Origin of the sequence: Nocardia sp. NPDC050793 (genome assembly GCF_040654065.1) — a bacterium.
Taxonomy (GTDB): domain Bacteria; phylum Actinomycetota; class Actinomycetes; order Mycobacteriales; family Mycobacteriaceae; genus Nocardia.
This window is the reverse complement of sequence record NZ_JBFAHG010000002.1, coordinates 36,979-56,497: the sequence shown is the minus strand read 5'-3', so window position 1 is coordinate 56,497 and position 19,519 is coordinate 36,979. Positions and strand designations below refer to the sequence as shown.

The following is a 19,519-nucleotide window of genomic DNA, read 5'->3' as shown; positions in this document are numbered from 1 at the left end:
GCGAATCATGTGCCTGTGCGCGGTGCGCATGCCGGAGCCGAGCGCCGGCGAGGTGCAGGCATGAGCACACTGAGCACGCACGTGTTGGACGCCGTGCGTGGCGCGCCCGCCGCGGAAATGGCGGTCACCCTGTTCGACGGCGACGCGATCCTCGGCGCTGGCGCGACCGATGACGACGGCCGGATCGACGGCCTGGGAGCCGATCTCGCGCCCGGCGTCTACCGGATCGTCTTCGACACCGGGACCTACTTCGGGCGGCAGCACATCGAGACGTTCTACCCGGAGGTCTCCATCGCGTTCGTGGTCGGCCGCGACCGGCACTACCACGTCCCGCTGCTGCTCTCGCCGTACGCCTTCTCCACCTACCGAGGGAGCTGAGCATGAACCTGTCCGGCCCGATCGTGCTGTCCGACAACCGATACGGCAAGGCGGAGAACCGTATCGTCCGGATCTACCGGGACGGCCCGCGCCACGAGATCCGCGACGTGAACGTCTCCACGGTGCTGCGCGGGGATTTCGCCGACGCCTACACCGCGGGCGACCAGTCCAAGGTGCTACCCACCGACAGCCAGAAGCAGACCGCCTACGCCTACGCGAAGAAGCCCGGCCTACAGCCGGTGGAGGACTACGCGTTGGCGCTGGCGCGGCATTTCGTGGACGATGTCGAGCCGGTCACCAGCGCCAGCGTCGAGGTGGACGAGTATGCCTGGCAGCGGGTTTCGGTGGACGGTGCGGAGCACGACCACACCTGGACGCGGCAGGGGCCCGAAGTTCGCACTGTGGGGGTTACGGTCGCGGGCAAGGGAGACGCCCAGCGCGCCTGGGTGATCGGCGGCGTGCGGGATCTGGTCATCCTGAAGTCGACCGATTCGGAGTTCGCCGACTTCCTCACCGACGAGTTCACCGTGCTCGAGCCGACCCGCGACCGGATGCTGGCCACCTCGTTGCTCGCGCGGTGGCGCTTCGCCGGCACCGAAGGCGTGGACTGGGACGCGACCTACGCGGGCATCCGCGCCGAGCTGGTGGCGGTCTTCGCGACCCACTATTCGAAAGCCTTGCAGCAGACGCTGTTCGAGATGGGCAAGGCGGTGCTCGAGTCGTTCCCGGTGCTCGCCGAGATCCGCCTGTCCGCGCCCAACAAGCACCACTTCGACTACGACCTCGGCAGATTCGGCATCGAGAACCGCGGCGAGGTGTACTACGCGGCCGACCGGCCGTACGGGCTCATCGAGGCCACGGTGGCGCGCGCGGACGCACCGGACGCGGGGCAGGCGTGGGAGCGGTGAGCCAGGCGCCGACGCTGGTGATCGACGGTTGCGCGGTGGTCACCGTCGACGCGGCGGGCGCCGAGTATCCGCGCGGCCATGTCGTGGTGCACGGCAACCGGATCGGCGCGGTCGGGCCGGGCGACGCGCCCGACCTGGACGTGCCGCGCATCGACGGGCGCGGCTGCCTGCTCACCCCCGGACTGGTCAACACCCATCACCACCTCTACCAGTGGATCACCAGGGGCCTCGCCGCCGACGCAAGCCTTTTCGACTGGCTGACCACGCTGTATCCGGTCTGGTCAGGCATCGACGAGGAGTCGGTGGGAATCGCCGCCACCGGAGCACTCGCCGCCCTCGCGCGCACGGGTTGCAGCACGACCGCCGACCACCACTACCTGTTCCCGCGCGAGGGCGGCGATCTGCTCGGCGCGGAGATCGCCGCGGCCGCGACGGTCGGATTGCGCTTCCATCCCTGCCGCGGCGCGATGGATCTGGGCGCGAGCGCGGGCGGTCTGCCGCCCGACTCCGTGGTGGAGTCGCTGGACGCCGTCCTCGCCGCGAGCGCCGACGCGATCGCGCGCTGGCACGACCCGTCCTTCGACGCCATGGTCCGCATCGCGCTCGCGCCCTGCTCCCCGTTCTCGGTGACCGCGGATCTGTTGCGCGAGTCCGCCGCGCTGGCCAGGGCCGAAGGGGTGCGGCTGCACACCCATCTCGCCGAAACCCTGGACGAGCAGGACTACTGTCTCGCCACCTACGGTTGCACGCCCGCGCGGTATCTGGAGCGGCTCGGCTGGATCGGCCAGGACGTCTGGTACGCCCACGCCGTCCACCTCGACGATGCCGCGATCGCCACCATCGCGGAGTCGGGCGCGGGCATCGCGCACTGCCCGACCTCCAACGGACGCCTCGGCGCCGGCGTCGCCCGCATCCCCGATCTGCTCGCCGCGGGCGCGAGGGTCGGGCTCGGCGTCGACGGCGCCGCGAGCAACGAAGCGGGTTCGATGATCCAGGAACCCCGCAACGCCCTGCTCTACGCCCGCGCCGCCCGCGGCCCGCACGCGATGACCGTGCGCACCGCACTCGAGCTGGCCACCATGGGCGGCGCCGGGGTACTCGGCCGCGCCGCCGAGATCGGCTCCATCGAACCGGGAAAGCTCGCCGACCTGGCTCTGTGGCGGCTCGACACCCCGGCTCACGCGGGCATCGACGACCCCGTCACCGCCCTGATCCTCGGTTCCCCGCCCCCACTGGCCGCGCTGATCGTGAACGGGCGCGAGGTGGTCCGCGACGGGGAGGTGCGCACGGTGGACGAGGAGTCGGTGGGGCGCGAGGTGGCGCGGGCGCACGCGGCGCTGGTGGCGGCGCGGTGAATCGCTGGGGGACAGCGGGTGTCGCGGTCAGACCGCGAACACTGTCGTCCCCCCTGCGACAGTGTTCGCGGTCTCTCGGCGTGCTGGTGAAGCGAGACGATCGAGGTTCTGTGGTCCGGCCCGCAGCGCCAGCAGGCACATCACGTCGTGCAGAGTCAGGCCGAGCTCGGCGGCGTGCAGCGCGGCGATCTCGGCGTCGAACGGCCCCGAATCCTGCTCCAGCAGGACCTGTTCCGCGAGAACCAGACCGGTGAGCGCTTGCGCGCGGGTGAGCCTGCGATGGGTCGGCAGGTAGGAGAGCACCCATCGGCCGCGCCCGGTTTCCGGCAGGTCGACGCGGAACGCGACCTCCTGCGCCACATCGCTTGTGATCAGCCATTCCGAGGCCGTAATCGCCATCGCACGAACCCCTTTCGTCCGGGCGGCGCTCGCCGCGTTCGGGTGGTGATCTCAGGGTGACAGCTGCGGTCCACGGTTCGCGATCCCACGGCCGGAGCCGATTTCTTCGCCGCCCGCGGGGCTTCTACCTGCTGAAACGGCGAGTATTCGGAGAAAACATCACAATCGGCGGCGCGAGTCTGCCGCCCGGCGAGCGGGAGCAGGCCGTCCGCCGCCGGGCCGAGAACGTCACGTGCGGTCTTTGCGTCCGCCCTATTCGGTGAGCTGTCGACCGCAGTCGTATCTGCCGATATCGGCGCGTGTTCGATCGGTCAGCTGTACGCCCAGATGTTCGTACAGTGCCAAGGCGGCACAGAGATTTTCGCGCGCGTCGGCCTCGCGGCCCATATCGGCGAAGACGTTTCCGAGGCTTTGCAATGCGTCGGCCTCGCCGTGCGGGTCTCTGATTCGTTGCGCGAGGTCGCGCGACTTCGCGTAATAGTCTCGCGCGGAGGTGTATTCGCCGAAGTGGCGCTCGACGTGGCCGAGACCGCGCAGCGTGTCGACCTGGCACAGGAAATCGTCGATGTCAGTGGCGATGCGGTACGCGTCGACGAAACGGCGACGCGCGGCATCGAAGTCGCCGGACTTCCGCGTGATATTGCCGAGGCCCCACAGCGACCAGCATTCGCCGGAAGGGTCACCGATCCGGCGCGCGATGCGCAACGCCTCCTGATAGTGCCGCTGCGCCGCGGCGTGATCGCCGGTCATCCGTGCGATGTGGCCCTGGCCCCGCAGCGCGTCGCCGCGCAGCTTGTCGTTCGCGGTGCGCAGCGCGATGGCCGCGGCATCGGTGTAGTGCTGCATCGCCTTCTCGAAGTCCCCCGTGCGACGGACCACCTCGGCGTAGCCCCAGATCGTCGCGGCCAAGCGCTCCGGGTCGCCGAGGTCGCGCGCGATCACCAACGCTTGCTCGAAGTGTTCGTGCGCGGTGCGATACGCGCAGGCCATTCGTGCCACGTGACCGAGGCCGTTCAGCGCGTCGCATTCGATGGCCGGATCGGAAAGGACGGTGGCTGTCTCCAGCGCGCGGAGATAGAGCCAATGCGCGTCCGACCAGCGTCCTTCGCCGAACAGATCGGTTCCGAGCAGGATTGCGAGTTCGGCCGCGGCGGCGGTGGGACCGGTCGCGGCGATGCAGCCGAGCAGCATCTCCCGTTCCCTGGTCAGCCACGCCACGGCCTGCTCCACCTCGCTGCCTTGCGCCTCGACAGCGGGATGCTTGATTCTGGTCGCGACGTCCGTGCGGCGTGGTCCCGCGCGGCGGGCGACCGCCAGCCCCCCGGCGATGAGGCGTTCGAGGGCCAGCCCGTGCTCACCCGGCGCGGCGTCGCGCTCGGCGTACAACCGGGCGAGCAGCCGGGTCAGGTCGTGCATCCGGTAGCGCGAGCCGCCGGGACCGCCCTCGGCCGGGTCGAGAAAGCCCGCTTCGAACATCTGACGGATCAGCGTCTTGGCCTCGCCGAGTGTCGTCTTCGCCATCGTGGCCAGCGACTCGGCGGTGATCTCGGGGCCGGGGAACCAGCCGAGCATCCGCACCGCGCGGCGCTGCGCTGGAGTCTGCAATCGCTGGTACGAGGTCTCGAAGGCGGCGCGAAGGGACTCGTCCTCGGCGGCGAACCGATCGAGGATGTAGGCGGCCACCGATTCGCCGAAGACGTCCGCGCCCGGCGCGCCCCTGAGCTCCTCGGCCCTGGTGGCGAACTCGGTGGCGCTCTCGGCGAGCAGATCGACACCGTGGTGGGCGATCTGGCCGCCGATCAGCCGGATCGCCAGTGGTAGCCGCCCCGAGGTCTCCAGGATCTGGCGTACCGCGCCGCGGTCGTACCCGGACGGCAGATTGCCCAGTTTCACCAGCAGTTCCTCGGCTTCGCGCCAATCCATCACGTCCAAGTGCAGCGGCGCGGCCTCGGCCAGACCGGTGAGCTTGCCACGGCTGGTGATCAGGACCAGACAGCCGGGGGCTTGCGGCAGCAGTAGTCGGACGTGCGCGGTGTCGAGCACGTTGTCGAAGACGATGAGCATGCGGCGCTGACGCATGGCGGCGCGCCACTGCGCGGCGCGGCCGGTCAGATCGTCGACGATGCGCTCGCGCGGCACCTCGACCTGGAGCAACAGCTGTTCCAGCACGTCGGTGGGCAGGCGCGGATCCCGCCCGACGGTGTGACCGTGCAGGTCGGCCCAGATCGTGCCGTCCGGATAGTGCTTGGCGAAGGCCGCCACCGCGTATCTCGCGAGCGCCGACTTGCCGATTCCGGTCAGCCCATCGATCACGTGCACGGCGGGCCCGTCGCCGTTCAGGTGCCTGCGCACCCGGTCGTGCAGTTCCTTCTTGGGCAGGACGCGCCCGGTGAAGTGCGGAACCTCGGGTGGCAGGCCCGCGCTCACCGGGGTCCGGCTCCGCTCGTCGGAGCGCCGGGCGATCGCCTCCTGGAATTCGAGGCGCTCGGCGGCGGGCATGAGTTCCAGGTCGGCGAGATCGACCAGCTGCTCCCAGCTGGTTCCGTAGATGGTCGACAGGATTTTCAGCACGCGGATGGTCGGCCTGGCCGAGGAGCCCGCGGTCGGCCAGGCCTCGTACTCCGAGATCCGGCTGGCCCGCATGGTGGCCTGCGGGTTGTCGGTGATCTGGTTGTACCGCTCGGCGACCGAACTCTGGGTCAGCTCGTTCGCCAGCCGCCAGGCCTGGCGCGGCCTGCACCCGCGCTGGCGGAGTTCTCCGGCCAGCGGCTCCAGCAGTTGGTGTTCGTTCAGCCCGAGACCGGTCAGAAAGGCACGGATCCTGCGACGCTCGGCGATGCCGTACTTGTCCCCTGGTCGCTGTTCCGGTCGGACGGCTCGGTCCACCGAGCACCTCCCCGCTGCCGTAGGTGTCCCACCGGACCGGTGGGCTTCGGCGCGCACCGCCGCTCCGGACAACTCCTTGGTAGCAGTGGCTTTTTGACCAGGTCAAGTACGGTGTCGCCGCTCGGTGGCCGATTTCTTCGCCGCGCGTGCCTTCGACGGGGGTGCGGAGGACGATCGAGGTAACCGATGCGCAATCAGGGGCGGGTGTCGCGCAACATCGCGGCAACCAGCAGCCCCTACTGTGGCGGCAGGGCGCTGTGAAGCGAGGTGAGAGACGTGGACCTGGACACGATCCGGGAGGTGACGGTGGCCAGGGGGCGGGCCGACCTGGCCGGTCTCGGCGGGGCGACCGGGGTGCTGGCCGGAGGCACCTTCCTGTTCTCGGAGCCGCAGCCGCAGCTGGTGCGGCTCATCGATATCACCGCGCTGGGCTGGCCCGCGTGCACGATCACCACCGAGGGCTTGGAAATCGCGGCGACCTGCACTTTGGCGCAGTTCGCCGACGCCGCTCCCGGGCGCGAGCTCGGTGGCGGCGCGCGGTGGCGACGATGGCCGGGGACCGCGCTGTTCGCGCAGGCCTGCCGGGCGCTGGTGGCGTCGCACAAGATCTGGCACAGCGCGACGGTCGGCGGGAACGTGTGTCTCGCGCTGCCCGCCGGCGCGGTGCTCGCCGCGCTTGTCGCGCTGGACGGCGTCGCACTGGTGTGGGCGGCGGAGGGCGGTGATCGCCGGATTCCGCTGCGGGAGTTCGTGATCGGGCCAGGACTCACAGTGCTGCGGCCAGGCGAAGTGCTGCGCTCGATCGCCGTCCCGGAGCGGGCGCTGCTCGCGCGCACCGCGTTCCGGAAGATCGCGCTCGCGCCGCTCGGACGCTCCGGCGCGCTGGTGATGGGTCGACGCGAGTCCGGCGACCGGTGCGTGCTGACGCTCACGGCGGCGACGACCCGGCCGGTCGTGCTCGACTTCCAGCTCGTGCCGGATGACCGGGCGGTGGCGGCGGCGCTTGCCGAGGTGGATCCGGCGCTGTGGTTCGACGATCCGCACGGTGCGCCCGAGTGGCGCAGGCACGTCGCGGGACTGCTGGCCGCCGAGGTGGTCGCGGAGCTACGCGCCGAACCCGGTGGGCAGCTATGAAATTCGAGATCGACGGCCGGATCGTCGACGCGGAGCCCCGCGCCGGTCAGTGTCTGCGCACCCTGCTGCGCGAGCACGGCTGCTTCGCCGTGAAGAAGGGCTGCGACGCGGGTGACTGCGGAGCTTGTTCGGTGGAGCTGGACGGCGTGACGGTGCACTCGTGCCTCATCCCGGCCTACCGCGCGGCGGACCGGTCCATCACCACGGCGGCCGGGCTCGGCGATCCGGAGCGGTTGCATCCGGTGCAGCGGCGGGTTCTCGACGAGGCGGGGTTCCAGTGCGGGTTCTGCACGGCCGGAATGGTGGTCACGGCAGCGGGATTGGGGTGCGGAACCGAAGCGGGGCCGGACCAGGCCGACCTTCCGGAATTGTTGAAGGGAAACCTGTGCCGCTGCACGGGGTATCGGCCGATTCTCGCGGCGCTGACAGATGGCGCGGGACGAGCGGGCGAAAGCCCGATGGGACCGGTTGTGCAGCTTCCATCAGGAGGCCGCGTGGGCGCACCGGCCGGACCTGGGATCGTCACCGGCCGTGAGCCGTTCACCCTCGACGTGCTGCCCGCCGCCGACGACCCCGTCGCGCCACCGACCGCCCCACTGCACATCGCGGTTCTCCCGAGCCCGCACCCGCACGCGCGCATTCTCTCCATCGATACCGCCGCCGCCGAGGCGCTTCCTGGTGTCCGGGCGGTGCTGACCTACGCCGACTCTCCCTCGGTGCTGTTCTCCACGGCCAGGCACGAGTGGCGCACGGACGACCCGGACGACACGTTCGTCCTCGACCGCACCGTGCGTTTCGTCGGACAGCGCGTGGCCGCGGTGGTCGCGGACAGCATGGAGATCGCTTCGGCGGGCTGCAGGGCCCTGCGGGTCACCTACAAGCTGCTGCCCTCGGTGTTCGATCCAGCGGACGCGCTGGCCGAGGACGCGCCGAAAATGCATGCCGACAAACCGGATTCGTCCCGGATTGCCGATCGTGAGCGCAACGTGGTCGCCGAATTACACGGCGGCGTAGGAGATATCGAGGCCGGTCTGGCCGCCGCGGCGCGCGTGGTGCGCGGCACGTGGCACTCCCCGCGTGCGCAACACGTGCATCTCGAAACGCACTGCGGCATCGGATGGCTGGACGCCGAAGGCAGGCTCGTCGTCCGATGCAGCACGCAGGTGCCGTTCCTGGTTCGCGACGAGCTGTGCCATGTGTTCGGGCTGGAACGCGACCGGGTGCGGGTCTTCGCGGCCCGGGTCGGCGGCGGGTTCGGCGCCAAACAGGAAATGCTGGTAGAGGACCTCATCGCGCTCGCGGTGCTGCGCACGGGACGTCCGGTGCAGTACGAGTACACCCGCACCGCCGAGTTCACCGAGGCCACCGCCAGGCACCCGATGCGGGTCGCCGTCACCGCGGGCGCGGACACGGACGGCGTGCTCACCGCACTGGCCATCGACGTGCTCTCCGACGCGGGCGCCTACGGCAACCACAGCCCTGGCGTGATGTATCACGGGGTGAGCGAATCGATCGAGGTGTACCGGTGCGCGAACAAGCGCGTGGACGCCGTGGCGGTCTACACCAACAACATTCCCTCCGGCGCGTTCCGCGGCTACGGGCTCGGTCAGATCATCTACGCCGTCGAATCGGCGCTCGACGAACTGGCCCGAGAACTCGGCATCGACCCGTTCGATCTCCGCAGGCGCAACGTGGCCGTTCCCGGTGACGCGTTCGTCGGCGCGGGGCCGGAGCCGGGGGACCTGGTGTTCGGCAGTTACGGACTCGACCAGTGCCTCGACCTCGCGCAACGAGCTCTGATGCGCGGCAACGGGATAGCGTCGCCGGGGCCGGGTTGGTCGGTGGGCGAGGGGATGGCGCTGGCGATGATCGCGACCATACCGCCGCGCGGTCACCGTTCCTCGGCCGTCGCGCTGCTCGGCCCCGACGGCCTTTACGAAATCAGGGTGGGCACAGTGGAATTCGGCAACGGTACGACCACCGTTCATGCCCAGCTCGCCGCCGCCGCCTTGCACACCGATGTGGCGCGCATCGCGATCCGGCAGTCGGATACCGACCTCGTCGACCACGACACCGGAGCGTTCGGGTCGACCGGCATCGTGGTCGCGGGCAAGGCCGCCTATGCCGCCGCGCTGGCGCTGAAGGATCTGCTGTTGGCGCGGGCCGCCGAACTCGCGGGGACGCCGGTACGAGACTGCGTCCTCGGTCCGGACGGTGTCCGGTGCGGCGATCGGCTGATCTCCTTGGCGGAACTCGCGGCGGAGGGTGAGCTGGCGGCACACGGCGAGCACACCGGCATTCCGCGCTCGGTCAGCTTCAACGTGCATGCCTTCCGGGTCGCCGTCGAGCGGGCGACCGGCCGGGTCCGCATCTTGCAATCGGTCCAGGCCGCCGACGCGGGCACCGTGCTCAACCCGGTGCAATGCCGCAGCCAGGTGGAGGGCGGGGTGGCCCAGGCCATCGGCACCGCGCTCTACGAAGACATGCGCTCCGAACACGGCGTGGTGACCACCCGGACCTTGCGGCATTACCACATTCCGCAGCTCGCCGATCTACCCTCGACCGAGGTCTACTTCGCCGACACCGCCGACGAACTCGGACCGCTCGGCGCGAAATCGATGAGCGAGTCACCGTACAACCCGGTCGCCCCGGCAATGGCCAACGCCATCCGCGACGCCGTGGGGGTGCGCATGCATCGACTGCCGATGACGGCCGACCGGGTTTGGCGCGCCATGCAGGAGGGAGAGGAACGGTGACCGTGACACGCCTGCCGGAGAACGTCCGGGCCAGGATCGAGGCCATGCTCGACGCCGTCGACGCCGATCTGCGGGCGCGCTACCCGGGGCCTGGGGACAGGACGCAACCGATCCACACCGTCTACGTGCCCGCCGACCTGGCGAGCGCCGACACCCCGGCGCAATGGGGTTCCGCGGCCGTCGAGCTTCTCGACGCCCACCCCGCACCGCTCGCCGAGCTCGACACCTCGGCGACGCTGCCCGCGGTGCGGGAGCGGCTGCTGCGCGAACCGGTCCAGGATCTGCGGATAGATTTCGAGGACGGCTACGGTTTCCGCTCGGACGAGGAGGAGGACGCGGCCGCCACCGCGGTAGGTCAGATCCTCGCCGGGTGGGCTGCTGGTGCCTGCGGCCCAGCGGGTTTCGGCATTCGGGTCAAAGGACTCGGGGGACTGGAACGTCGCAGGGCCGTGCGCACCCTCGAACTCGTGCTGGACGCCGCGGGCGGCGTTCCGGAGGGCTTCGTCTTCACGGTGCCGAAGATCCGTGCCGCCGAGCAGGTTTCGGCGCTCGTCGCGTTGTGCGAGGGGCTGGAGCGCGGGTCCGGGCTCGCCGACGGCACGCTGCGCTTCGAGTTGCAGATCGAAAGCCCGCAGGCGATCGTCGGCGCCGACGGCAGCGTGCCCGTCGCCAAGATGATCAAGGTCGCCGGACGACGTTGCGCCGGGCTGCATTTCGGCACCTACGACTACACCGCAGCATGCGGGATCGCCGCCACCGATCAGGCGCTCGACCATCCCGCCGCCGACCACGCCAAGGCCGTCATGCAGGCGGCCGCGGCGCAGACGGGCGTCTGGGTGTGCGACGGCTCCACCCAGATCGTGCCCGAGGTCGAACCGGAAGCCGCGCTGCGCGAACACCATCGGCTCGTCACCCGGGCCTTGCGTCGCGGCTACTACCAGGGCTGGGATATGCACCCGGGGCACCTGATCACCCGGTGGATGGCGACGTACGAATTCTTCCGCGGCGCGATCGACGTCGCGGTGCCACGGCTGCGGGCCTACCTGGCGCGGCGAGACTCGGGGGTGGTGGACGAACCGGCGACCGCCGAGGCACTGGCCGCCACCGTGCTGCGCGGCCTGCGCTGCGGCGCGCGATCCGACGAGGAATTGTCCGCGGCGGCACCGGAATTGACGCCCGAAGTGCTGCGGGCGCTGGCCGCCCGCGAGCCGATCGGTGATCTCGGTGTACGGGAGAAGCGATGAACGAGGCCGACGGGCACTTCACGCTGCTGCCCGATCTGGCGGTCCGCCCGCTCGGCGGCGCGGTGATCTGGGCCGATGACGAGTTCTTCGCGGAAAAGGAGAACTTGATCGATCCCGGCGTCCCGGAGTATCGACCGTCCACCTTCGGGCACAGGGGCCAGATCTACGACGGGTGGGAGACCCGAAGGCGCCGCGGCGCGCCCGGCGACGACTCGGCCATCGTGCGGCTCGGTGTGCCCGGAGTGATCCGCGGCGTCGTGGTGGACACCGCGTGGTTCCGCGGCAACTATCCGCCAGCTGTGTCGCTGTCGGCGCTCGAGATCGCGGGCTATCCGTCCGCCGAAACCATTGCGGGCCGGACGGATTGGGTGACGTTGATCGACCGGGCTCCGGTCTCCGGAGATACCCGCAATCCCTTCCCCGTGGACAGCGACAAGCGGTGGACCCACGTGCGCCTCACCATGCATCCGGACGGCGGCGTGGCGCGACTGCGCGTGCACGGCGAAGGACGGCCCGATCCCGCCCTTTTCGGCCTCGGCCCGCTGGACCTGGCGGCGCTGGAGAACGGTGCGCTGGTACTCGACTGCTCCAACCGCTTCTACAGTTCACCCAACCAGCTGCTCTACCCGGGATCGGCGCGATGCATGGGCGACGGGTGGGAGACGGCGCGTCGCCGCGACGACGGAAACGACTGGGTACGTATCCGTCTCGCGGGTCCGGGTCTCATCCGGCTCGCCGAGATCGACACCTCCTACTTCCTCGGCAACAGCCCAGCGGCGGCGCGGCTCACGGGCCGCACCAACGACGGCACCGAGGTCGAATTGCTGCCGCGCACCGAACTGCTGCCTGACACCAGACATCGGTTCCCGATCACGCCGATGGCGGCCTCGGTCGAGGAAGTACGCCTGGATATCTATCCCGACGGCGGACTCGCGCGGCTGCGGCTGTACGGGGAGCTCGGCGCATGAGGGACTTCGTCGGATACGGTCCGAACCCGCCCGACCCGCGCTGGCCCGATGCTGCGCGCATCGCGGTGCAGTTCGTGCTCAACTACGAGGAGGGCGGGGAGAGCAGTGTGCTGGACGGCGACCCGCATTCGGAGACCTTCCTCTCGGAAATCACTCCGGCAGAGGCGTTTCCGAACCGCCACATGAGCATGGAGTCGCTCTACGAGTACGGTTCCCGCGCCGGACTGTGGCGGGTGCTCCGAGTGTTCCAGCGCCGCGAACTTCCGCTGACGGTGTTCGCGGTGGCCAGCGCGATGCAACGAAACCCGGAGGCGGTGGCGGCGTTCTTGGAGTCGGGGCACGAGATCGCCTGTCACGGCCTGCGCTGGAAGTCCTACCAGCTCACCGACATCGAGACCGAGCGCGCCCATCTCGCCGACGCCGTGCGCATCCACACTGAGCTGACGGGCGCCCCACCCGTCGGCTGGTACACCGGCCGCGATTCGCCCAACACCCGCGAATTGGTCGTCGAACACGGTGGTTTCGTCTACGACTCCGATTCCTACGCCGACGACCTGCCGTACTGGGTCACCGTGCGCGGACACGACCACTTGGTAGTTCCCTACACCCTGGACACCAACGACATGCGCTTCGCCTCCCCAGCCGGCTTCCCCAGCGGCGAGCAGTTCTTCGCCCACCTGCGCGACGCCTTCGACGTGCTGTATCGCGAAGGGGCCGAAGGTAGTCCGAAGATGCTCTCCGTCGGCCTGCACTGCCGGTTGGTCGGCCGCCCCGCCCGCACCGCCGCCCTGGAGCGCTTCCTCGACCATGTGCAGTCCAACGATCGGGTGTGGATCACCCGGCGGATCGATATCGCCGAGCACTGGCGGGCGGTGCATCCGCCGGAGGCGAGCTGACACGCTGAGCAGATCCCCAGCCACGGTGTGCGTCGCAACTTATAGCCTCGAACTGTGAAACTCGGAATGCTTTCTTGCATAGGTGCTCTCACCGTCGCAGCGGCGTCACTGGCGGCTCCCACCGCCTCGGCCTTCCCCACCGGCTCGTTCGGTGGCGGGGACGGCCGACAAGTGGTGATCATCGACAACCAGTTGGAGCTGAGCGACCTGGACTCGTGCTGGGCCAGCGGCTTCCCGCGTGACATCCACTTCCAGAATCGCAGCACGCGGAACTTCCTTGTGTTTGCGACCAAGGACTGCACGGGTGAACCCACCGCGACGGTGGCTCCGGGTGCATCCGTGACGTACTACGGCTGGTCGGCCGTGGCGGCGAGGTAAACAGGCCTCGGATGCGCAGGTGATCGACGTAGTTGGCTCCGGACGATGGATTGGTCCGGAGCTTTCCGCTTCGCATCGCTGGTGATGGTGACCAGCGAATCAGTCGTATTCGGCTGGACTGTACGGCCTTCGGGGCCGCATACGAATTCGTTGGAACCGATTGGCTTCCGTGCGCGTCGATATTTGTAGGCCGCAACTCGACGACGGCGGCGAAGTTTTGCTGGTTCCGGTACTGGGTGCGGCGACGGTGAAGTGTTGTGTGCCCGGACATCCGTGGCCGGTTGTATACCGCTCGGCACTGCCGCACTCCGATTGTCGGTCGCTACGGCCGACATCGGCGTCTGGCTATGCTCATGGTGGCATTAGTGGGGTGCCACAGGAGGTTTCGACCTGGGTGGATGCCCCGGGGCGGGGAGGTGGTGCTTCATGGCTGAAAGCTTGAACGTCGATCCGGAGCGGATCCGCACGCACGCATCGAATGTGGAGAAGCTGGCCGCTCCGCTGGGGCAAGCATTGGAGGCAGCGCAGGCTGTGTCGGATCCCACCGAGGCATTCGGCAAGATCTGTGCCTTTCTGCCACCGTTGTTCGTGGATTCGGTCGAGACCGACGGGATCGCGGCGTTGGAGGCCGCCGTGACGGCTGTCGGCGAGGACGCGGGCAAGTTGCGGACGGTTGCCGACGGGTACGAGAACACCGACAGCTCGAACGCGAGCAAGCTGAAGGCGGTCGAGCCGAACGGGTCCACCGAGTGAGCGATGGTCAGTCGAATCCGCTGATCGCGCAGGCCGAGGACTCCACCGAGTGGTATTCGGGTGTCACGCTGTTCGAGACGGTTTCGGATACGTACGAGGCGATTTCGTCGGGTTCGTGGGTCGAGGCGGGGCTCGGTGTCGTCGGTGTCGGGCTCGAGGTCGCCGCGGTGGTGGTCGATCCGTTCGGCACGTTGGCCGGTTTCGGTGTGGGGTGGTTGATCGAGCATGTCGAGCCGTTGCAGGAGGCGTTGAACTGGGTCGCCGGTGATCCGGATCAGATCGAGGCGTATGCCAAGACCTGGAGCAATGTTTCGGAGAAGATCGGCGAGGCGGCCGAGGCGCACAAACAGGCCGTCTCGCAGGACATCTCCGAGTGGCAGGGCGCGACTGCGACCGCTTATCGGGCGCGGGCAGCCGAGACTGCTGATGCGTTGGCGGCCGCGACGAAGGCGGCCGAAGCGGCATCGCAGGCCATTCAGATGGCGGGTGGCGTGGTGGCCGCTGTACGAATGGTGGTGCGCGACATCGTCGCGCAAGCGGTGGGCCGGTTGGCGGTGTGGGCCGCGGAGGCGATCTTCACTCTCGGTGTCGGTACCCCGGTGGTGGCTACCCAGGCTGCCGTCTATGTCGCAAAGACCTTGAACACGATCTCGACGCTGTTCCGCAAGCTGGCCTCGACGATGTCGAAGCTGACTCCGCTATTGCGGAAGCTGAAGGACGCGTTCGCCGCGATCATCAAGAAGCTGACCGGGAAGCAGGGCGGCACCCCGTCGGGCGCTCGTCCGTCGAAGAAGACGACCAACGACACCGACACGACACCGGCCGGCACGGATACGAAACCGGCTAATACCGATACCAAGCCCGCCGGTACCGAGACGAAGCCCACTGACACTCCGTCGAAACAGCCTGATTCGCCGAACAATTCGTCCGACGGTACCAATCCGGCGGGCACGAATTCGCCGAGTGGCACCGACAATCCCAAGCCCAGTACTCCGAAGAAGTCGAACGAGGGTGTGGGGGATGAAGCGCGGACCAACAACCCGAAGGACACCCAGAAGCCCGAGGATGTCAACAGCTGCGGCGACCCCGTCGACGCCGCGACCGGTGAATTCCTGCTTCCGGAAACCGATGTGGAGCTGCCCGGAGTACTGAACCTGGAGTTGCGGCGCAGACACCGGTCGAGCTACCGGTTCGGACGCTGGTTCGGCCCATCCTGGTCGGCGACGCTGGACATGCGCGTGGTGGTCGATCAGCTTGGCGTGACCTTCGTCGGCGAGGACGGAATTCTCCTGGCCTACCCGCACACTGCACCCGACATTGCCGTGCTTCCCTCGGGCCGTTCGCCGCGCTGGCCGATGACCCGCACCGAATCGGGCGGCTACCGTGTCTCGGACCCCGACCGCGAAATCACGTGGCACTTCACCCCTGAATCCACGCACAGCACACTGTCCACCCTGCTCGGCGACTACCCGATCACCGCGATCACCGACCGCCACCACAACGAGGTTCGCTTTCACTACGACACCGACGGCACGCCGACCGAAGTCACCCATTCCGGCGGCTACCGCGTGCGAGTGGACACCGCCGACGGACGAGTCACAGCGCTTTCGGTGCTCGGACGCGACGCCTACGGCACTGAGCTCGTCACCCGTGTACGCGAATTCGGTTACGAGGCTGGCGAATTGGTGTCCATCACCAACGGCGTCGGCGCCATCACCCACTACACCTATGACGACCATCATCGGATGTTGTCGTGGACCGACTCCAACGGCAACCAGATGCACAATGTCTACGACGTGGCGGGTCGCGTCATCCGCCAGCACGGCACCGACGGCATCATGTCCGCCCAGTTCGGCTACGACACTCTTCCCGATGGTTCGGGCACCCGCACCACGTACACCAATTCGCTCGGCGCGGTGACGGTCTTCGAGTTCGACTCCGATCTGCGGTTGCGAGACACGATCGATCCGACCGGCGCCCGCACCCGAACCGACTACAACGACGACCGCAAGCCCGTCCGGGTGATCGCCGCAGACGGCGCGATCACGCGATACGAGTACAACGACGACGGCGACCTCACCACGGTTACTCGCCCGGACGAGGTGACAATCACTGTCGAATACCAGGCCCGCAACCGGCCCGGTGTGATCCGCGATGCCGATGGTTCCGTCAGGGGCTTCGATTACGACGAACAAGGCAACCTCACCGCGATCGTCGACAGCGCGGGCCTGCGCACCGTGCACACCCACCACCCGTCCGGTGCTGTCGCATCGATCACCGAATCCACCGGCGCGCGCACCGTGATCGAAGTGAACGCCGCCGGACTGCCGATCACCATCGTGGACCCGCACGGCGGCGTCTCGCGGATTGGGCGTGACCATTTCGGGCGACCCGTCACCGTCATCGATCCCTTGAATGCGATCACCCGCTATCAATGGTCGCCGGAGGGAAAGCTACTCTGCCGCACCGACTCCGACGGCCACACCGCCACTTGGGAATGGGATGGGGAAGGCAACCTCCTTACCCATATCGACCGGGCGGGCGGGCAGACTCGCTTCACCTACGGGGCGTTCGACCTACTGACGGCGCGCACCGAGCCCGATCAGACGGTCACCCGGTACGCGTGGGACACCGAACGGCAAATGGTCGCGGCGGTCAACCCACTCGGTCACACGTGGCGCTACAGCTACGACCCGGCCGGTCGGGTCGTCAGCGAAGTCGACTACACCGGCGCGCAGACCCGATACGACTTCGACGTCGCCGGGCGAGTCACGGCAGTGACCGCTGCTACCGGCATTACCAGACGCAACCGCTACGACATCCTCGGACGACTCACCGAAGTGCGCGCCGAAACCGGCGAATGGATTAGGTATACCCACGATGTGGTCGGACGGCCGCTTACGGCGACATCCGGCGTCGGCAACGACCGCACGCACACCGTCGAATCCACCTACACCGCCGAAGGCCGCCTGGCGGCCCAGCGCGTCGACGACCGCCCGCCGATGCACTTCCAGTACGACGACTACGGCCGCCGCATCGGCCGAACCAACCCGTCGGGCGCGACCACGACCTGGCAGCACGACCCCACCGGCCGAATCACCGGGCTCACCACCGACGGCCACACCATCGCCTTCGCCCACGACGCAGTAGGCCGCAGCACCGGTTGGCGTCTCGGCGCCATCACCGTCGAGCAGACACTCTCCTCCCACGGCTTCGTCACCCAGCAGCAAGTGCACGCCAACCCAGCGCCGCCCCACGACCCATCGCTCCCGCCCGGCCCGACCCTGCTGCGCCGCGACGACTACACCTGGCGCCCAGACGGATACATCGCCACCCAAACCACTACCCGCCCCGACACCCGACCGGTCGTCCGCGACTACACCCTCGACGCGATCGGCCGCGTCACCACCATCACCGCCAACGGACGAACCACCGAGCGCTACACCTACGACGCCCTCAGCAACATCACCAACAGTCAGCTACCCGAAACCGCTTCGGTCACAACCGGTCCGACCACCACCTCCGTCACCGATCGACCCGACTTCACCACCGACAACCGCCGCGAGTACCGCAACAACCTCCTAATCCGAGACGGCCGCACCCGCTACCACTACGACGCGGCCGGCCGCCTCATCCGCAAGGAAGCCACCCGCCTATCCCGCAAACCCGACATCTGGCACTACCGCTACAACGCCTTCGACCAGCTCATCGATGTTTACACGCCGGACCGGCAGTGGTGGCACTACACCTACGACGCCTTCGGTCGTCGCACCAGTAAACAACACCTCGTCAACGACGGCACTGTCCTGGAATACATCGACTACACCTGGGACAACACCCATCTCCTCGAACAGAGCATCCCGCACGGAGTGGTGCGATGGAACTACCGACCCGACACCTACACCCCGATCACCCAAACCGCTGACCAAACCACCATCGACCGCGAATTCTTCGCCATTCTCACTGATCTGGTCGGCACCCCAACCCAACTCATCGACCTGACCGGCAACACCGCTGCCCATGCAGCCGCAGACCTCTGGGGAAGGACCGTTTGGATCGGGGTTGCTGATACTCCCTTGCGCTTTCCCGGCCAGCAGTACGATTCAGAAACCGGACTTCATTACAACATTCACCGCCACTACGACCCCACAACCGGTCGCTTTCTTAGTCAAGACCCTCTTGGGCTTGCGCCTTCGCCCAACCCTGCCGCGTATCCCCACAACCCCACCGCGTGGATAGATCCACTTGGCCTTACATGCGAGAACTCGAGCACGGTACCGGAAAGCAGATCCGAGAGGAGGACACTCTACCATTACACCACCGAAGAGAAGCTCGAGAAGATCCTGAACAGTCAAGAGCTGTGGGCCTCGAGGAAAGCCGACAATCCGAAGGATGCGCGTTATGGTGACGGCCAATATCTTTCGGACATCGAGCCAGGTACTCGTACCGCGGGTCAGCTGGCGCGGGCTTTCCTCGGTACACCATGGGGAGGTCAAAAGTTCTCTCACTTCGTAGAGATCGACGTGACTGACCTGCGGGTCGTACAAGGGCGAGATGGTGTTTATGTCATTCTCAATGATGGGCCACTGGACCTCGCGGGCAGGATAATTCGACACGGAAAGAACTGATAGTGGAATATATACGAGTGGCGTGGTCTCATGAATTCGATAATGAGCCGATTGAATTCTACTCTGAGATAGGTGATGACAGATATGAGGTGAGGAAGGTTCAGGTATATCGAGATGGGCGTCGTGAGTGGGCTGCGGAGAACCGTGAGACCGATACCGCCTTTTTGGCAGAAGCTCCATTTCCATCGATAGACGAGATTGCGGAGCAAGCCGATCTGCGGGTGTGGAGTATATCCGCCGAGGAGTTCGAACGAGAGTGGGACGCTGCGACCTCATCACGAAGTAAATGAAGTGTCGGTAGCGATACTCGTGTCGAAATGGTTGGAATTCTGAACGGGATTGCGTATGTGCGGGAGGCCTGCTGGTGGGCAGGAGCTGCTGAGTGGAGGTCACACACCATGCGCGTTATGCACGCCAGCGAGGCGCAGGCCAACTTCACGGCGGTCCTCGATGCGGCGACCGAGGGCAACGACGAAGTCGTCATCACCCGTAGTGGTGACAAAGAGCCTGCCGTCGTCATCAGTCTGCGCGAATACGAGGCGCTGAAAGAGACGGCATACCTACTGGATAGTCGAGCGAACGCTCGCCGTCTGATGGAGTCGATCGACAACGTCGAGCGGGGATGGTCGAACCGCGACCGCTGACCGATGACGGAAGTGTCGAGGCGTGAGCTGCAAGGTCCTGTTCGCCGCCAACGGGTGAGAGGGCAGTGCGGTCGGCATCCTACGACGCTGTGGCCGTCCGACTGGGTCCGAGAAGTTGCAGCTGGTCGCTGAGTCGGGATGGCGTGAGTGGCCGCCTCGGCTGCCGGATCAGTCGATCTTCTACCCGGTGTT

At 67.7% G+C, this 19,519-nt stretch carries 15 protein-coding genes; 13 read left to right on the top strand and 2 right to left on the bottom strand.

Annotated features, from left to right (window positions below):
- The first annotated feature begins 60 nt into the window (after positions 1 to 60).
- Genes uraH through AB0H50_RS05745 form a run of 3 tightly spaced genes read left to right on the top strand, consistent with a single transcriptional unit; the run spans position 61 to position 2,641 of the window.
- A complete protein-coding gene (gene uraH / locus AB0H50_RS05755; protein ID WP_357447480.1) occupies positions 61 to 378 on the top strand; it encodes a hydroxyisourate hydrolase in 318 nt (105 codons plus the stop codon).
- A 2-nt stretch (positions 379 to 380) separates the two neighbouring features.
- Complete coding sequence (gene pucL, locus AB0H50_RS05750) at positions 381 to 1,286, top strand: factor-independent urate hydroxylase (RefSeq protein ID WP_357447477.1); 906 nt, start codon at positions 381 to 383, stop codon at positions 1,284 to 1,286.
- A complete protein-coding gene (locus AB0H50_RS05745; RefSeq protein WP_357449302.1) occupies positions 1,283 to 2,641 on the top strand; it encodes an 8-oxoguanine deaminase in 1,359 nt (452 codons plus the stop codon). Before pucL ends, AB0H50_RS05745 begins: the two co-directional genes overlap by 4 nt.
- 27 nt (positions 2,642 to 2,668) lie before the next feature.
- On the opposite strand, the gene AB0H50_RS05740 is transcribed toward AB0H50_RS05745, so the two are convergent.
- Positions 2,669 to 3,040: a hypothetical protein gene (locus AB0H50_RS05740; protein WP_357447475.1), complete on the bottom strand. Its 372-nt coding sequence runs from the start codon at positions 3,038 to 3,040 to the stop codon at positions 2,669 to 2,671.
- A 252-nt stretch (positions 3,041 to 3,292) separates the two neighbouring features.
- A complete protein-coding gene (locus AB0H50_RS05735) occupies positions 3,293 to 5,926 on the bottom strand; it encodes a tetratricopeptide repeat protein (RefSeq protein ID WP_357447472.1) in 2,634 nt (877 codons plus the stop codon).
- A gap of 276 nt (positions 5,927 to 6,202) precedes the next feature.
- Here AB0H50_RS05735 and AB0H50_RS05730 point away from each other — a divergent pair, with 276 nt between their 5' ends.
- The 10 genes from AB0H50_RS05730 to AB0H50_RS05685 all read left to right on the top strand — a co-directional run bounded on the left by AB0H50_RS05730 (position 6,203) and on the right by AB0H50_RS05685 (position 19,327).
- On the top strand, positions 6,203 to 7,060 hold the full coding sequence (locus tag AB0H50_RS05730) for an FAD binding domain-containing protein (RefSeq protein ID WP_357447470.1): 858 nt from the start codon (positions 6,203 to 6,205) through the stop codon (positions 7,058 to 7,060).
- Complete coding sequence (locus tag AB0H50_RS05725) at positions 7,057 to 9,816, top strand: molybdopterin cofactor-binding domain-containing protein (RefSeq protein ID WP_357447467.1); 2,760 nt, start codon at positions 7,057 to 7,059, stop codon at positions 9,814 to 9,816. Before AB0H50_RS05730 ends, AB0H50_RS05725 begins: the two co-directional genes overlap by 4 nt.
- A 44-nt stretch (positions 9,817 to 9,860) precedes the next feature.
- Positions 9,861 to 11,060 carry an aldolase/citrate lyase family protein gene (locus AB0H50_RS05720; RefSeq protein ID WP_357449300.1) on the top strand — a complete coding sequence of 400 codons (1,200 nt, stop codon included), beginning with the start codon at positions 9,861 to 9,863 and terminating at the stop codon, positions 11,058 to 11,060.
- On the top strand, positions 11,057 to 12,028 hold the full coding sequence (gene alc / locus AB0H50_RS05715; RefSeq protein ID WP_357447463.1) for an allantoicase: 972 nt from the start codon (positions 11,057 to 11,059) through the stop codon (positions 12,026 to 12,028). The genes AB0H50_RS05720 and alc overlap by 4 nt, the downstream gene beginning before the upstream one ends.
- Positions 12,025 to 12,924: an allantoinase PuuE gene (gene puuE, locus AB0H50_RS05710; protein WP_357447460.1), complete on the top strand. Its 900-nt coding sequence runs from the start codon at positions 12,025 to 12,027 to the stop codon at positions 12,922 to 12,924. Before alc ends, puuE begins: the two co-directional genes overlap by 4 nt.
- 171 nt (positions 12,925 to 13,095) lie before the next feature.
- The gene (locus tag AB0H50_RS05705; protein ID WP_357447457.1) at positions 13,096 to 13,302 is read left to right on the top strand and encodes a hypothetical protein; all 207 of its coding nucleotides are present in this window, start codon (positions 13,096 to 13,098) and stop codon (positions 13,300 to 13,302) included.
- 426 nt (positions 13,303 to 13,728) lie between these two features.
- Positions 13,729 to 14,055: a type VII secretion target gene (locus AB0H50_RS05700; RefSeq protein WP_357447454.1), complete on the top strand. Its 327-nt coding sequence runs from the start codon at positions 13,729 to 13,731 to the stop codon at positions 14,053 to 14,055.
- Positions 14,052 to 18,683, top strand: a complete 4,632-nt coding sequence (locus AB0H50_RS05695) for an HYD1 signature containing ADP-ribosyltransferase family protein (RefSeq protein WP_357447451.1) — start codon at positions 14,052 to 14,054, stop codon at positions 18,681 to 18,683. The genes AB0H50_RS05700 and AB0H50_RS05695 overlap by 4 nt, the downstream gene beginning before the upstream one ends.
- A 2-nt stretch (positions 18,684 to 18,685) precedes the next feature.
- The gene (locus tag AB0H50_RS05690) at positions 18,686 to 18,973 is read left to right on the top strand and encodes a hypothetical protein (RefSeq protein ID WP_357447448.1); all 288 of its coding nucleotides are present in this window, start codon (positions 18,686 to 18,688) and stop codon (positions 18,971 to 18,973) included.
- A gap of 117 nt (positions 18,974 to 19,090) precedes the next feature.
- The gene (locus AB0H50_RS05685; RefSeq protein ID WP_357447445.1) at positions 19,091 to 19,327 is read left to right on the top strand and encodes a type II toxin-antitoxin system prevent-host-death family antitoxin; all 237 of its coding nucleotides are present in this window, start codon (positions 19,091 to 19,093) and stop codon (positions 19,325 to 19,327) included.
- The last annotated feature ends 192 nt before the right edge of the window (positions 19,328 to 19,519 follow it).